13 protein-coding genes and 1 tRNA gene are annotated in these 14,781 nt (G+C 68.2%); 5 read left to right on the top strand and 9 right to left on the bottom strand.

All coding sequences use genetic code 11. The features are described from left to right. Nucleotides 1-6 precede the first annotated feature (6 nt). A complete protein-coding gene (gene leuB, locus LuPra_RS00120; RefSeq protein ID WP_110168880.1) occupies nucleotides 7-1,068 on the bottom strand; it encodes a 3-isopropylmalate dehydrogenase in 1,062 nt (353 codons plus the stop codon). A 134-nt stretch (nucleotides 1,069-1,202) separates the two neighbouring features. Then, complete coding sequence (locus tag LuPra_RS00115; protein ID WP_110168879.1) at nucleotides 1,203-2,402, bottom strand: 2-isopropylmalate synthase; 1,200 nt, start codon at nucleotides 2,400-2,402, stop codon at nucleotides 1,203-1,205. Nucleotides 2,403-2,521: 119 nt separating this feature from the next. Here LuPra_RS00115 and LuPra_RS00110 point away from each other — a divergent pair, with 119 nt between their 5' ends. Further along, nucleotides 2,522-3,433 carry a LysR family transcriptional regulator gene (locus tag LuPra_RS00110; protein WP_110168878.1) on the top strand — a complete coding sequence of 304 codons (912 nt, stop codon included), beginning with the start codon at nucleotides 2,522-2,524 and terminating at the stop codon, nucleotides 3,431-3,433. Nucleotides 3,434-3,662: 229 nt separating this feature from the next. After that, complete coding sequence (locus LuPra_RS00105) at nucleotides 3,663-4,808, top strand: helix-turn-helix domain-containing protein (protein WP_110168877.1); 1,146 nt, start codon at nucleotides 3,663-3,665, stop codon at nucleotides 4,806-4,808. Between the two features lie 143 nt (nucleotides 4,809-4,951). On the opposite strand, the gene LuPra_RS00100 is transcribed toward LuPra_RS00105, so the two are convergent. The 4 genes from LuPra_RS00100 to LuPra_RS00085 are packed head-to-tail and all read right to left on the bottom strand — an operon-like array spanning nucleotide 4,952 to nucleotide 9,956. Then, complete coding sequence (locus LuPra_RS00100; RefSeq protein ID WP_110168876.1) at nucleotides 4,952-6,202, bottom strand: putative sensor domain DACNV-containing protein; 1,251 nt, start codon at nucleotides 6,200-6,202, stop codon at nucleotides 4,952-4,954. A gap of 30 nt (nucleotides 6,203-6,232) precedes the next feature. Next, complete coding sequence (locus LuPra_RS00095) at nucleotides 6,233-6,841, bottom strand: 3-isopropylmalate dehydratase small subunit (protein WP_169812010.1); 609 nt, start codon at nucleotides 6,839-6,841, stop codon at nucleotides 6,233-6,235. Continuing rightward, nucleotides 6,838-8,277 (bottom strand): 3-isopropylmalate dehydratase large subunit, encoded by a 1,440-nt coding sequence (gene leuC / locus LuPra_RS00090; protein ID WP_110168875.1) that lies wholly within the window; start codon nucleotides 8,275-8,277, stop codon nucleotides 6,838-6,840. Before leuC ends, LuPra_RS00095 begins: the two co-directional genes overlap by 4 nt. A 50-nt stretch (nucleotides 8,278-8,327) precedes the next feature. Beyond that, the gene (locus LuPra_RS00085) at nucleotides 8,328-9,956 is read right to left on the bottom strand and encodes a hybrid sensor histidine kinase/response regulator (protein WP_162271260.1); all 1,629 of its coding nucleotides are present in this window, start codon (nucleotides 9,954-9,956) and stop codon (nucleotides 8,328-8,330) included. Nucleotides 9,957-10,332: 376 nt separating this feature from the next. Between LuPra_RS00085 and LuPra_RS00080 the strand changes: the two genes are divergently transcribed. Further along, a tRNA-Ser gene (locus LuPra_RS00080) sits at nucleotides 10,333-10,422 on the top strand. Nucleotides 10,423-10,655: 233 nt separating this feature from the next. Beyond that, complete coding sequence (locus LuPra_RS00075) at nucleotides 10,656-11,477, top strand: arginase family protein (protein WP_110168873.1); 822 nt, start codon at nucleotides 10,656-10,658, stop codon at nucleotides 11,475-11,477. Here the strand turns inward: LuPra_RS00075 and LuPra_RS00070 are convergent. Next, the gene (locus LuPra_RS00070; RefSeq protein WP_110168872.1) at nucleotides 11,474-11,989 is read right to left on the bottom strand and encodes a DinB family protein; all 516 of its coding nucleotides are present in this window, start codon (nucleotides 11,987-11,989) and stop codon (nucleotides 11,474-11,476) included. The two genes, LuPra_RS00075 and LuPra_RS00070, sit on opposite strands and share 4 nt — an antisense overlap. Before the next feature lie 96 nt (nucleotides 11,990-12,085). Beyond that, nucleotides 12,086-13,366, bottom strand: a complete 1,281-nt coding sequence (gene serS / locus LuPra_RS00065; RefSeq protein ID WP_110174442.1) for a serine--tRNA ligase — start codon at nucleotides 13,364-13,366, stop codon at nucleotides 12,086-12,088. A gap of 94 nt (nucleotides 13,367-13,460) precedes the next feature. Between serS and galU the strand changes: the two genes are divergently transcribed. Then, complete coding sequence (galU, locus tag LuPra_RS00060; protein WP_110168871.1) at nucleotides 13,461-14,351, top strand: UTP--glucose-1-phosphate uridylyltransferase GalU; 891 nt, start codon at nucleotides 13,461-13,463, stop codon at nucleotides 14,349-14,351. Between the two features lie 91 nt (nucleotides 14,352-14,442). On the opposite strand, the gene LuPra_RS00055 is transcribed toward galU, so the two are convergent. Next, on the bottom strand, nucleotides 14,443-14,781 hold the full coding sequence (locus LuPra_RS00055; RefSeq protein ID WP_110168870.1) for an FmdB family zinc ribbon protein: 339 nt from the start codon (nucleotides 14,779-14,781) through the stop codon (nucleotides 14,443-14,445).

The raw sequence follows: 14,781 nt of genomic DNA, 5'->3' as shown, positions 1-14,781 counted from the left end.
GCATCCTCAGATGCGCTCGGCGACGAGCCTGGCAAACTGCGAACACGAGGTCGCCTTCTGCCCAGGCGCCACGAGGTCCGCGGTGCGATGTCCCTCGCGAATCGTCCGTGCGAGGGCCGACTCGATGGCACGCGCCTCGTCTTCCCCTTTCCAGCTGTGGCGGAACACCAACGCGAGCGAGCCGATCGCGCCCGCCGGATTGGCCACGTCGCGGCCGGCAAGCGTTGGCGCCGAGCCATGCACGGGCTCGTACAGGGCTCCCCCGTCGCCCAGGCTGGCCGACGGCAGGAGTCCCAGCGATCCGGACACGGCGCCAGCCTCGTCCGAGAGGATGTCGCCGAACAGGTTCTCGGTGAGCACGACGTCGTAGCGCGTCGGGTTCAACGCGAGGTTCATCGCGAACGCATCCACGTACTGGTGCTCGAGCGCGACGTCAGGGTACTCGGCGGCCATCGCGTTCACGGTCCGGCGCCACAGTTGCGACGTCTCGAGCACGTTGGCCTTGTCCACCGAGAGCAACCGCTTGCTGCGCGACCGCGCGAGCAGGAACGCCACGCGCGCCACGCGCTGCACCTCGCCGACGCTGTACTTCATGGTGTTGTACGCCGACTGGCCATCGGACGCGATGCCGCGCGGCTCCCCGAAATAGAGCCCCCCGAGCAACTCGCGCACGATGATCAGGTCGGTGCCCGCCGTGCGTTGCGGCTTGAACGGCGTGGCGTCCTCGAGCCCCTCCCACGCGCGGGCCGGCCGGAGGTTCGCATACACGCCCATCGAGAACCGGAGCGCCAGCAGGCCGGTCTCGATCTTCTGCTCGCGTGGCAGGTGATCGAACGCGGGATCACCGACCGCCCCGAGCAACACCGGCTCGCCCGCCGTGCACGCCGCACGGGTCTCGTCCGGATAGACGGACTGCTTGGCGCGCAACGCCGCGCCGCCAATCGTGAAGGAGCGGGTCTCGACCTGGTGAGAGAACTTGCGGCAGACGGCCTGGAGCACGACCTCCGCGGCCGCGACGACCTCCGGGCCGATGCCGTCGCCTGGAAGCAGCACGAGCGAACGAGTCATTTGGTGATGATGGACCAGGACAGCGACGAACGTCGAATGCAGAACGCCGAAGGAGAAAGGACAAGGCGACAGGACCTTGTGGCGTCAAGCGTTAGGCGTCAAGCGTTCCGGCATGAGGCATGAGGCATGAGGCATTACACGCCGTGACCGTAGCCCACTGGCGTCGCAGTGTTGGCGTACTCGGCTTTCACCTGCGCGGCGATCGCGGCGAGTTCCTCGTCGCTCACGTGCTTCTGCGTATCCGCGAGTGCGATCATCTGGCGATAGACCTGGTCGAGTTCGCGCTTGCTGAACGCGTAACCGAGGGCTTCGCACTTCTGCGCCACCGCATGCCGGCCCGAGTGCTTGCCGAGGACCAGCGTCGTCTTGGGCACACCGACGCTGTCGGGCGACATGATCTCGTAGGTGCGGCGGTCCTTCAGCATCCCGTCCTGGTGGATGCCCGACTCGTGCGCGAAGGCATTGCGGCCGACAATGGCCTTGTTGGCCTGGACGGCCTCGCCGGTCAGTTCGGTGAGCAACTGGCTGACGCCGAAGAGCTCGCGCGCCTCGATGCGCATCGTGAACGGGGCGCGGTCGGCTCGTACGCGCGTGATCATCACCAGCTCCTCGAGCGCGGCGTTGCCCGCACGCTCGCCGATGCCGTTGATGGTGCATTCCACCTGGCGCGCCCCACCGTGCAGCGCCGCGATGCTGTTGGCAACCGCGAGACCGAGGTCGTCGTGGCAGTGCGTGCTGAAGATCACCTTCTCGCTGCCCCGGACGGCCGCGATGATTGCCTGGAAGTAGTCGCGAATTTCGTCAGGCGTCGAGTAACCGACCGTATCCGGCAGGTTGATCGTCGTCGCGCCCGCGGCAATGACGGCTTCGATCACCGACGTCAGGTACGGCATGTCGCTGCGCGTCGCGTCCTCGGCCGAGAACTGCACGTCGTCGGTGAACTGGCGGGCCTGGGCCACGGCCCTGGCGGCGGTCTCGAGGCACTGCTCGCGCGAGATGCGCAGCTTTCGCTCGAGGTGCAGGTCGGAGGTCGCAATGAAGGTGTGGATGCGCCCCTTGCGGGCGGGGGCGATGGCCTTGCCGGCGCATTCGATGTCGGCGGGCGTACAGCGGGCGAGGGCGGCAATGGTCGGGCCTTGCACCTCTTGGGCGATCCGACGCACCGACTCGGCATCGTCTACCGACGCGATCGGGAACCCGGCCTCGATGATGTCCACCCCAAGGGCTTCGAGCCGGCGGGCGAGCGCGAGCTTCTCCGGGACGCGCAGCGAGAAGCCGGGCGCCTGTTCGCCATCGCGAAGGGTGGTGTCGAAGACGAGGACATCGGTAGCCATGCGGACAGGTCTCCTGCATGCCACATTCCCCGGAGGGCTACCTGTTAGTCAAGGTTATAATCTTTCTGGAATTATAATCGCGCGCACACCCAGCCGTGCCGGCGGGTGCAGGGGAGTCCATGGATCTCGCGGAACTGCAGGTCTTTCTCACCGTCGCCTCGGAGCGGAGCTTCTCGAAAGCGGCCGCGCGCCTGCACAGGACGCAGCCCGCGGTCAGCCAGGCCATCAGGCGACTGGAGGACCATCTCGGCGAGCGCCTGTTCGACCGGGCGGCCAAGGACGGCAAACTGACCGAGGCAGGCCGCGTCCTGCTCGATTACGCGCAACGGCTCATGAGGTTGGCGGAAGAAGCCGACAGCGCGGTCCGGGAACTGCGCGATCTGCAGCGGGGACGCGTGCTCCTCGGCGCCAATGAGGCGGCCGTCCACGTCGTGCTGCCCGTCGTCGAGCAGTTCCGTGCCGCCCACCCGCGGGTGCAGGTCGACATCCGGCGCGTGCCCAGCCGCCAGATTGGCGTGGAGGTATTGCAGCGCAGCCTGGACGTTGGGGTGCTGAGCTTCCCGCCCGCTGAAAAGGGTCTCGCCTCGGTGCTGATCGGTGATGACGAGCTGGTGATGTTGACCTCGCCGGCGCACCCGCTCTCCGGGCGGGCGCAAGTCACCATGGCCGAGTTCGGCAGGCAGGACGTCATCGCCCATAACGAGGCATCACCAGCCCGGGAACGCGTCCTGCGACTGTTCGAGCAGCGGCACGAGCAGCTGAACATCACGCTGGCCCTGCCGAGCCTCGACGGCATCAAGCGGGCCGTCGAGATGGACCTCGGGGTCGCCTTGCTGCCGCGGCGATGCGCGATTGCGGAGATCTCGAGCGGCCGCCTGGCCGCCGTTCCCGTGGCGCAGGTGCGCCTGCCGCGGCACCTGCGGCTGGTCTACCCCGAGCAGGCGCAGCTCTCCCATGCCGCGCTCGCGTTCATCGAGGTCGCCAGGAAATTCGAGAAGGACGTCGCGAAGGACATCGCGCCGGTGGAGTAGTCCCAGGTCTCAGGTCTCAGGTCTCAGCCACTCAAGCAGAACTTGCCTGAGACTTGAGACTTGAGGCTTGAGGCTTGAGGCTTGAGGCTTGAGGCTTGAGGCTTGAGGCTTGAGGCTTGAGACGGCTCAGTCCGAGGACATGGGTGACAAAGCAGTCTGGAGACATGGGTAACACGTTCGGCCATGGTGTCGCAGGAGGAACGCGATGCCGTGGCGGGAGAAGTCACCTGTGGATCTACGTGTGCAGTTCATCAGTGAGTACCTGGCGGATCGGTTCACCATGACGGCGCTCGCGGCCCAGTACGGCATCAGCCGCAAGACGGCGTACAAATGGGTCGCCCGCTACGACGCGGCGGGGCCCGCGGCGTTGGGGGATCGCTCGCGTCGGCCGCATCAGCATCCGGCGGCGACGGCCCCGGCGCTGGTGGAGGCCCTGTTGCGCGTCCGGCGGCGTCATCCGCAGTGGGGGGCCAAGAAGCTGCTGGCGCTGGGGCGCCGGCAGCAGCCCGACGCCGCGTGGCCGAGTCGATCGACCGTGTGTGATCTGCTGCAGCGCCACGGGCTGATCGTGCCGCGCCGGCGCCGGCGGCCGGTGCCGCACGGGAGCCACAGGCTGGCGCCCCTCACCGGGCCCAACGTCACGTGGACGACCGACTTCAAGGGCGAATTCCGCACGGGAGACCGCGCCTATTGCTATCCGTTGACGCTGCGCGACGGTTTCAGTCGGTATGTGCTGCGCTGCGATGCCCTGCTCAGCCGCACGACCGCGGAGACGCGCCGTTGCTTCGCGCGCGCGTTCGCGGCCTATGGGCTGCCCGAGCGGATCCGCAGTGACAATGGGAGCCCGTTTGCCGGGCCGGGCCTGGGCCGCCTCTCGCGGCTGAATGTCTGGTGGATGCGGCTCGGGATTGTCCCGGAGCGCACCGGCCTTGGGCGCCCCGATCAGAATGGGTCGCATGAACAGTTCCACCGCGTGCTCAAGGCCGAGACGACCCGGCCGCCCGCGCGGACCGCGCGCGCGCAACAGGAGCGCTTCCGAACGTTCTGCCGCGAGTACAACGGCATCCGCCCCCATGAAGCGCTCGACAATCAGCCGCCCGCGACGGTGTATCAGCCCTCGCCGCGCGCGCTGCCGGCGCGAGTCCCGGCCCTCGTGTATCCCGGCCACTGGGAGGTACGCCGCGTGGACAGCAATGGCTGCATCGCCTGGGGCGGCGCGCCGCTGTTTCTGACCGAAGTACTCGACGGCGAGTCGGTCGCCCTCGAAGCGGTCGATGATGGGGTCTGGACGCTGCATTTTGCGTCGGTCAGTCTGGGGCGTGTTCATGATCGCACTCGCACCATCACGGCGCTGCCGCCCGCGCAGCATCCGTGAGCGCCGGCCTGTGAAGGCCGTCCCGACCGCACAGACCGCGGTCGGCACCGCCTTCACAGGCCCCAACCAACTGTTACCCATGTTCCCGGACTAATCTGTTACCCATGTTTCCGGCCGCCCGGACTTGAGACGACTGGAGCCTCCTACAGCCCGAACGTCCGCTGCTCCCAACAGAGCACGCGGCGGGCGCGGGCGTGGACGACGGTGATGCCGCCATCCTGCGACACGACGAAGGCGAGCGAGTCCGGGAAGGCCTGGCAGAGGCGGTAGACGGAGCGATGGCGGGTGCCTTCGCCGTCCACCATGGCAGCGACGGTCTCAGTGGCCTCGAGGTCCACGGCCCGGTGAATCTGCAGCACTGGTTCGGCGATGGTGATCTCGCCGCCGAAGCCGAGGAGTTCGAAGCGCCGGTTCATGACCACGACGCCATCCACCGTCGCGAGCGACGCCATCAGCTGCGCGAGCTCCAGGACCGCCTCTTCGAGCGTGCGCAACTCGTCTTCCTCACGCTCCCGGTAGAACGCCCAGTCGACGTGGGTCACGCCGCGCCGCTCGGCCTCGTCCTGCAGGGTGGCGACGATCGACAGGATCAACTGGCGAAAGCGACGACGGGTGTCCTGATCGGCGAACCGGTACTTCAGCGTCACGCCGGGCACGACCAGGTTGCCGGCGTCGTCGGGCGGCACGATCAGCAGCGTGCCACCGTGACGGGCGCCGCGAATCGCAGAGAGCGCCCGCCGCAACATGTGTTGCGCGACGGCGCGAACGACGTCATCGCTCACGGTCGGCCGCATCGGTCCACCTGGCCGCGCGTCGGTCTGGCGGACGACCTCGGCACGCAGCGGCGCGAACAGTCGTGGCATCCATACCGACCGGAAGACGTCGTGGTCACTCTCACGGAAACGCCCGCCCTGCAGTTCGACGAGCGCCGTCGATCCTCTCGCCATCAGCACATGCCCGGGCGACAGCACGTGTACGACCAGTGCGTCCGGCAACGACGCATCGTCGCCCTCGCGGCCGCTCTGCAGCCGCCTGATCCAACGCCTCCCGGACGAGGCGAGGCCCCAGATGTACGGTGCTCCCCCGCCTTCGGCGTGGATCCCGATCAGCGTCCGCTCGAAGTCGGCGGCGGGGGCGAGCCTGCGCAACTCACCGTCGGACAGTCGGCGCGACGGGTCGAACTCGAGGACCTGCAGTTGGGCGCCGGCCGGCATGGCCGCTTGCAGTTCTGACGGCGCGGCCACCAGCAGGCGGAACCGGAGCGATCGGCTCTCCTCGCGCAGCAAGCTGGCGTGATATGCCGTCTCGAGGATGTCGTGCAGCGCGCGAGCCGCAGGCAGGCGCAACGCAGACGGCCCGCCCTCGCGCCAGCGGCTCTCGAGCCGGGTGGACACGTCTGGCGGGTATGCGCGTGCCACGACGGGTCAGAACCCGCTGACGTATGGGAGCCGGGCGGCAGTGGCCTTCACCGCGGCGGCGTCCTCCAGCAGCAGGCCGGTGGCGTCCCAGGCGCCGGTGACAAACGCCTCGATCGCGGAGGCTGGCGCCGAGACCGCGATGCGCCGTTCGCCAGCCTGCAACGTCGCCGTCGCCAGGTCGAGTGACACCGTCGACGATGGGTCCTGCTCGGCGCGAGCCTGGAGCCACTCGAGGTCTTCGGGTGCGGCCGTCACGCAGGGCAGCCCGATTGCGAGGCTGTTGCCGAAGAAGATTTCGGAGAACGACTCGCCCACCACGGCTGCGATCCCCCAGCGTTGCAGCGCCTGCGGCGCGTGCTCGCGCGACGATCCGCACCCGAAGTTGCGGTTGACGACGAGCACGCGGGTGCCGGCGAAGCGCTCCTGCGCGAACGGGTGCGGGGCGCCCTGCTGCGCGCGCGAGGCGATGTCGTCTTCGAACACGTGCCGTTCGAGGCCCTCGAACGTGATCACCCGGAGGAACCGCGCCGGGATGATGCGGTCGGTGTCGATGTCGAGCCCGCGTAGCGGGATGACGCGTCCCTCGACGCGCTCGATGCGGACCACGGCGGTCATGCCCGGCCTCCCACGAGCGGCGGCTCGACGGCTGCCGGCTCGAACTTGCGGATATCCACGACCTGGCCGGCGATGGCCGCCGCAGCCACCATCGCGGGACTCATCAGCAGCGTGCGGCCCGTGGGACTGCCCTGCCGGCCCTTGAAGTTGCGGTTGGACGACGATGCGCTGATCTCCCGTCCCAGGAGCTTGTCGGGGTTCATGCCCAGGCACATCGAGCATCCGGAGCCGCGCCAGTCGAACCCCGCCGCCATGAAGATTTCGTGCAGGCCCTCGGCCTCGGCCTGGGCGCGGATGGCCTGCGATCCAGGCACGACCATCGCCCGCACCGACCGCGCCACCTTCTGGCCGCGGACGAAACGCGCCGCTTCCCGCAGATCGGACAAGCGCGAGTTGGTGCACGAGCCGACGAACGCGACGTCGATTGGCGTGCCCTCGATTGCCTGCCCCGGCGCGAAGCCCATGAACTGCAGCGCCTCTTCCACGAGCGGTCGATCCTCGGCCGGCACTTCGCCGGGCGTCGGAACGCGTTCGTCCACGCCTACCGATTGTCCTGGGTGCAACCCCCACGTGACGACCGGGCCGAGCGAGTCGGCACGCAATTCCACGTCGTCGTCGTAGCTCGCGTCGGCGTCGCTCGCGATCGAGCGCCACCAGCCCTTCGCTCGTTCGAAGGCCTCGCCTTGTGGCGCGAACGGCCGACCTTCCATGTAGGCGAACGTGGTCTCGTCAGGGTTCACGTAGCCGACGCGGGCGCCACCCTCGATGGACATGTTGCACATGGTCATGCGCTCGTCCATCGACATCCCGTCCACTGCCGACCCGGCGTACTCGTACGCGTAGCCGACGCCGCCCTTCACGCCCAGCACCTGGATGATCTTGAGGATGACGTCCTTGGCGTAGACGCCGCGTTGGAGGACGCCCTGGACGCGAATACGCCGCACCTTGAGCGGTTCCATCGCCAGGCACTGGCTGGCGAGCACGTCGCGCACTTGCGACGTGCCGATGCCGAAGGCGACGGCGCCGAAGGCGCCGTGCGTGGACGTGTGACTGTCGCCACAGGCGATCGTCATGCCCGGCTGGGTCAGCCCGAGTTCCGGACCGATCACATGCACGATGCCCTGGCGGCCCGTGGAGTGGTCATACAGCGGCACGCCGAAATCGCGGCAGTTGCGCTCGAGCGCCGACAACATCGCCTCGGCCATCGTGTCCTGGAACGGGCGCGCGAGGCTCCCGGTCGGCACGATGTGATCGACGGTGGCGAACGTGCGTTCGGGGAACCGGACCGGCCAACCGCGCCGCCGCAGGTCGTCGAACGCCTGCGGCGTGGTCACCTCGTGGACGAGGTGCAGGCCGATGAACAGTTGCGTCTGCCCCGTCGGGAGCGTCCGCACGGTGTGCTGGTCCCAGACCTTTTGGATAAGCGTATGTCCCACGGCGTGAGTATAACGCGAAGCTAACTGGAAGTGATTGCAAATAAGCCCTGCTAATGCTCCCTGGACTCACGTTCGCGCTCGACCACCGAGCGGGTGCGCGCTCGCGGACGCTGCTCCATGAGTTCGTTGACGCGGTCGATCTCCACGGGCTTGACGAGGTGCACGTCGAAACCCGCGGCGAGGGCGCGGGCGCGGTCTTCCGGGCGGCCGTAGCCCGTCAGTGCGACGAGGTACACGGATGCCCCCCGATCGGAGCGACGGAGGGTGCGCGCCACCTCGTAGCCGTCCATCCGGGGCAGGCCGATGTCGATGAAGGCGACATCAGGCGGGCGCGACAGGACCTCGGCCAGGCCGGTCACGCCATCGCGGGCCACGCGGGTCTGGTGTCCGACTGCCGAGAACAGCGCGCGCATCAACTCGGCGGCATCCTCGTCGTCTTCCACGATCAACACGTCAAGGGGCGCCGGCGGCTCGCGTTCGCGGAGGTAGCCGTCGAGGGTCGTAGGCCGAGGTTCGGCGGCATGCCCTTCCTCGGCCAGCGGCAACGTCACGCGGAACTCGGTGCCCGTGCCGAGCCCGGCACTGTGCGCCGTGAGTTCGCCGTCGTGCAGTTCGATCATCCGTCTCGCGATGGTGAGGCCAATCCCGAGGCCGCCCTCCGAGCGCGCGAGCGTCGTCTGGCCCTGCACGAACGGTTCGAAGATGCTGTCCAGTCGCGAGGGATCGATCCCCACCCCTTCGTCCACTACCCGCACGAGGGTGACCGGATGCGACGCGTGGCCGCGATCGACCTCGCAGCGCAACAGGATGCGACGCTCGACTTCCGAGAACTTGCTGGCATTCGAGACGAGGTTGGCCAGGGCCTGCCCGAGCCGCAGCCCGTCGCCTTCCACCATCACGGGCTCGTCCGGCAGGTCCAGCAGCAGTGATTGCCGGCGGGCCTCGAGGTGGGGGCGTGCCATCTGCACCACCTCGTGGACCACCGACTTGAGGTCGATCGTCTCCTTCTGCAGTTGCACGCGACCGCGCGTCAGCCGCGACACGTCGAGCAGGTCGTCGACCAGGCGCGAGAGCTGCCGGATTTGCCGTGACACCGTCCCGCGCACCTGGACGGCAACCTCGCCGGTGACCTCGGCGCGCTCCTGCAGCGCCGTCGCCGCCGCAATCGCGTTGAGCGGGTTGCGCAGTTCATGCGCGAGCATCGCCAGGAACTCGTCCTTGCGGCGATTGTCCTCGAGCAGTTCGTCGGCGCGGCGTCGTTCCGCGTCGGCAAGGCCACGCAGGCTCGTGATGTCGGTCATCACCAGCACGAACCGGCTGGCCTGCCCCTGCTCGTCGACAATCGGATCGGTGACGACGCGGTACCAACACTCGCCTGCCCGCAGTTCGGTCGCATGACGCTCGAGTATCGGCGCGGCCGCGACGTCGAGGATCGGATCGTCGATGCCGAGGCGCTCGAGGAATACGGCCCGCACCGATCGGCCGGTGATCTCGTCCTCCGACGCCCTGACCAGATGGAGCAGTGCGCGGTTGGTCCGCAGGATCAGTCCGTCGGCTCGCAGGACGGCGGCCGACTCGGCGATGGCATCGAAGGTGCGCTGCCACTCGATGCCGAAGTCCCTGAGGTTGGCTTCCGCATCCTTGCGGTTCAGGATGACGCCTGCGGCGTCGTCGGCCATTTGGGGGATGCTGTCCGACTCAGCGGCCACTGCCTTGCGAGGTGGCCGCCGCGATCGCACAGGAGCGTCACCTCCCCTCTCGGCTGAGTAACGTCTGGCAGCCTGCTTGGGGACGTCACGCGCCATCTTCACCATCGGGAGCAAGTGAGGTGCCAGCTCACGGACGCCGCAGGGTCGCTCGTCGCCCGACACCGCACCCCGTTGGCACTGACACGTGTAGCGGAAGAGAACGAGTCCGCGGCAGCTCGGTCGCGCACGAGACTGTCGCTCTCGAAATCTGGGCCGCCGAGAAGGCGGGCGTGAGCCACTTCACCCGGTCCAATCCAAGCCGTCGCCAACTGGGTCACCTGAGGAGGCGTCGGGTACACTGACCGGTGGAGGGATGGCCGAGCGGTTTAAGGCAGCGGTCTTGAAAACCGCCGTACGGGAAACCGTACCGTGGGTTCGAATCCCACTCCCTCCGCCAGCCTTCGCTCACGCGCGCGTGCCGAAGCGTGACGCTTCGGCACGGCAAGCCAGACGAAGGCCGTCGCGCCGTAGCGCGGAGCGCGAAGGCGGACATCCCTCCCGATCTCATCGATCCTATCCCTCTCCGCACGCGCCTTGCCCTCTCGCGCGAATCCCACTCCGGCAGACTCACCGTGCGGCTGGATTCGTGGGACGCTAGCGCCTCCACATGCATTCCAAGCGAGAGACGACGTGGCGGCGGTTGCGCTGACGGTTTACCAGGGACTCGCCGGCGACCACAACGGACGCGCCCTCGTCGGAGCGCGGGCCCTCGGGGCACGGCTCGAGGCGCGACTCGGCGTGACGGCAACCGTCGTCTCCGAGCCCGCGCCAGTGCTCGACACGCACTGGGATGTGGAACTTGCCTCGGCACTCGGTGAACTGCGACTCCTCGCGGCGACCATCGATACTGCGCTGGCGCAAGGCGCGCGGCCCGTGTCCGCCCTCACGCGGTGCGCGACCGCGATGGCCACGCTCCCCGTCGTCGCCAGGCACCATCCGGACGTGTGCGTGGTGTGGTTCGACGCGCACACGGATCTGAATACGCCCCTGACGACACCGACGGGCTATCTCGGGGGCATGGCGCTTGCGGGCGCTGCGGGACTGTGGAACACGCAGCTGGGAAGCGGACCCACCATCTCGCAGGTGATCCTCGTGGGTACGCGCGAGGTCGACCCGACCGAACAGGCCGTCATCGACGCCCATCACATCCCTATCGTGTCTGTAGACGGCGACGTGGCGACAGCGCTCGTGCACGCCATCGCCGGCAGGCCCGTGTACGTGCACCTGGATTGCGACGTCCTCGACCCCGACATCGTGCCGACCGACTACGCGGCCGACCGGGGGATGACCATCTCCGAACTGCGTGCCGCCTGCGCCGCGATCGCCCAGGGCACCGTCGTGGGACTCGAGGTGGCGGAGTTGGAAGGCGCGTGGCACGACGGCGGTTCACTCGTGCCGCCCGATCCGATTCTCGAGGCCATCGAGCCCTTGCTCGCGCGACTCGCAGGCTAGGCGCCGCCCTTCACGACCTTGCGCATCGTCGCGATCTGCCCAGCGTGACGGCCGGCGTGTTCGGCGGCGTGGAACACCAGTCCGATAACGGTGGTCGGCAAGCGGGCGCGTCCGACGCCGCGGGCATCGAGCAGCGTCCGCACATCGGTCTCGCGCACCTGCGCGAGCGCCCGGTCGATGCCCTGCTGAGCGACGTCTATCGCCTCGGCTGCCGTCGCGGGAGGGTCGCCAGGTACACCCTCGGCCTTGAGCCACGCGAGTTGCTCCGGCGCGAGTGACTCGTCGCGCGCGTACGTCAGCAGGCGGTCGGTGGCGCCGGCGATGTGTCGGAGATGGAAGCCGATGGACCCGGCGTTCCCGGGCCGCGCCCAGAGTTGCTCGACAGTCAGATCGGCAGCATGCCGCGCCACCTCCTCACGCACCTGGAGCAGTGCGTGGACGACGGGCTGCAATTCGGCCGGATAGCCCTCGACGGGCCCGCGCAGCCACACTTCCGGAAGTTCATTGGGCATGCGCCTGTCCTCTCTGCCTTCGACATTTCAGCATTCCGGCATTCCGGCATTCCGGCATTCGCGCATCGCGTGGCGCGTGGCGCGTGGCGCGAAGCGCTACGCAATACGCGTGATGCCGCCCATGTACGGCACCAGCACGTCGGGGATGCGCACGCTGCCGTCAGCCTCCTGGTAGTTCTCGACGATCGCGATCATCGTCCGGCCCACCGCGAGGCCCGAGCCGTTGAGCGTGTGCACGTGAGCCAGCTTGCCGCCGCCCGAAGGCCGGTACCGAATGCCAGCGCGGCGCGCCTGGAACGCTTCCGTGTTGCTGCACGAGGAGATCTCGCGGTAGCCGCCCTGGCTCGGCAGCCACACCTCGATATCGTAGGTCTTCGCTGACGCGAAGCCCATGTCGCCGGTGCAGAGAAGCATGGTGCGGTATGGCAAGCCGAGCAACTGCAGCACCTTCTCGGCACAGCCGGTCAGCCGCTCGAGCTCGTCGAAGGACTGCTCCGGTGCGGCATAGGCCATCAGTTCGACCTTGTCGAACTGGTGCTGCCGGATCAGGCCGCGCACGTCGGCGCCGTAGCTACCCGCCTCACTGCGGAAGCACGGCGTGTAGGCCGTGTACCTTCGCGGCAGGTCGGCCTGCTCCAGCGTCTCGTCGCGGTGAATGTTGGTGAGCGGTACCTCGGCCGTCGGGATCAGGAAGAGATCCCAGTCACCGGCGATCTTGAACAGGTCCTCCTCGAACTTCGGCAGGTTGCCCGTGCCGGTCAGCGAGGCGCGATTGACCAGGAATGGCGGCTCGACTTCCGTGTACCCGTGCTCACGTGTATGCAGATCGAGCATGAACGCGATGAGCGCGCGCGACAAGCGTGCGCCCGCGCCCAGCAGCAGCGCGAACCGGGCGCCAGTCATCCGCACCGCTCGCTCGAAATCAACGATCCCCAGCGCGGGTCCGAGGTCCCAATGCGCCTTCGGTTCGAAGTCGAACTGGACGGGCGTTCCCCAGTGTCGGACCTCCACGTTGTCGGCAGCGGTCTTGCCGACCGGGACGCTCTCGTGCGGCGTGTTGGGCAACGCGAGCAGCAGTGGCGTGCGTTCCCCATCGAGCGCCGCGAGTTGCGTGTCGAGTGCCTTGATTTCGTCGGCGCGCTCACGGCTGGCCGACAGCAACTCCGAGGCGTCCTGACCAGTGCGCTTGGCCTGCGCGATCTGCTCGCCGACGCGGTTGCGTTCGGCCTTCAGGTTCTCCACGCGGGGCAGCAGGTCGCGCCGGAGTGTGTCGAGTTCCTGCAGGCGATCCAGCACGGCATCGGCGGCGGGCCCTCGCGTCTGGAGGCGGCGGCGGGTCTCGTCGAAGGCGTCCCTCAGTTGCGCGGTGTCGAGCATGCTGCGGCCCATTGTACGGATTCCGGGCCGGCACAGGCGCGCTGAGTCGTGTGCTAACGTGCACGGACGCTTTCACGAAGGGAGAGGTGTCTGAGTGAAGCTCAGCGTCAGGACGGCCGTGATCCCTGCGGCCGGACTCGGTACCCGTTTCCTGCCGGCCACCAAGACGATGCCGAAGGAGATGTTGCCGCTCGTCGACAAGCCGATCATCCAGTACGCCGTCGAGGAAGTGGCAGCCGCCGGCATCGAGCAGATCGTCCTGGTCACCGCCAGGGGCAAGACGGCGATGGTCGACCACTTCGACATCGACGTCGAGTTGGAGACCTTCCTCGAAGAACGCGGCAAGCTGGATCACCTCGCGGCGGTGCGCCACGCCTCCTCGCTCGCCCGGCTCGGCGCCGTTCGTCAGGGCCGTCCGCTTGGGCTCGGTCACGCGGTCGCCATCACGCGGGACCTCGTCGGCGACCAGCCGTTCGCGGTGGTGCTCGGCGACGACGTCATTGACGCCTGGCCGCCGGCCATCCGTCAGGTCATGGACGTCTTCGACGAGGTCCAGAGCCCTGTCCTGGCCGTCGAACGCGTCCCCCTCGATGAGATCAGTCGTTACGGCGTGGTCCGTGCCGAACCGCTCGGCAACGGCATCCACCGCATCACCGATCTCGTCGAGAAGCCCTCACGCGAACGGGCGCCGTCCGACCTCGCGATCACGGGCCGCTACGTCCTGACGCCGGACATCTTCGGCGTGCTCGCGAGCGTCCGCGAGGACCACACCGGCGAGATCCAGTTGACGAGCGGATTGCGGGAATTGCTGCGGCAGCGCCCCATCTACGCCTGCGAGGTCCAGGGCGTGCGCCACGATACCGGCACGATGCTGGGCTTCCTCAAGGCGACGATGTACTTCGCGCTGAAGCGGGGGGACCTGCGCGACGACCTGGGCGCGTACCTGCGGTCGCTCCTCGAGCAGGAGCAGACGAGTCAGCACTGACAGCGGCACGGATTGTCCTGTGCGCGCTGGGCCGGGCTCGGAGAGCCGGCCCTACCGGCGCGGCGCGCTGGACTCGACGCGCCACGCATCGTCAGGACGAGGGTGTCGACGGGGCCTTGGGTGCCGCGGTGTCGGTCTTCGGCGCGGAATCGCTCTTGCTGCTCGTCGACGACGAGTCGCTCGTCGATGGCTTGTCGCCCCCGCTCGAGCCCGAGCCCTCGTCCTTGCTGGTCCCGGCCCCGGTGCTGGTCTTCTTCGCGTAGTCCGTGATGTAAAAGCCCGACCCCTTGAACTGGATCGCCGGCGACGAGAACAGCTTGTGCACCGGCCCGCTGCATTTCGGGCATATGGAGACAAGCGCATCGGAAAACTTCTGGATCACCTCGAAGCGGTGACCACAGGTGTCGCATTCGTACTCGTACAGTGGCAT

The organism is Luteitalea pratensis (assembly GCF_001618865.1).
In the GTDB taxonomy this organism is placed as follows: domain Bacteria; phylum Acidobacteriota; class Vicinamibacteria; order Vicinamibacterales; family Vicinamibacteraceae; genus Luteitalea; species Luteitalea pratensis.
Note: the sequence above shows the minus strand (reverse complement) of the source record. Positions and strands in the feature narration are given on the sequence as shown.

Coding starts and splice junctions, on each gene's coding strand:
- leuB (WP_110168880.1), bottom strand. CDS start 1,068: ATGACTCGTTCGCTCGTGCTGCTTCCAGGCGACGGCATCGGCCCGGAG.
- LuPra_RS00070 (WP_110168872.1), bottom strand. CDS start 11,989: ATGCCCAATGAACTTCCGGAAGTGTGGCTGCGCGGGCCCGTCGAGGGC.
- LuPra_RS00085 (WP_162271260.1), bottom strand. CDS start 9,956: ATGGCCGACGACGCCGCAGGCGTCATCCTGAACCGCAAGGATGCGGAA.
- serS (WP_110174442.1), bottom strand. CDS start 13,366: ATGCTCGACACCGCGCAACTGAGGGACGCCTTCGACGAGACCCGCCGC.
- LuPra_RS00095 (WP_169812010.1), bottom strand. CDS start 6,841: ATGACCGCCGTGGTCCGCATCGAGCGCGTCGAGGGACGCGTCATCCCG.
- LuPra_RS00110 (WP_110168878.1), top strand. CDS start 2,522: ATGGATCTCGCGGAACTGCAGGTCTTTCTCACCGTCGCCTCGGAGCGG.
- LuPra_RS00115 (WP_110168879.1), bottom strand. CDS start 2,402: ATGGCTACCGATGTCCTCGTCTTCGACACCACCCTTCGCGATGGCGAA.
- LuPra_RS00055 (WP_110168870.1), bottom strand. CDS start 14,781: ATGCCACTGTACGAGTACGAATGCGACACCTGTGGTCACCGCTTCGAG.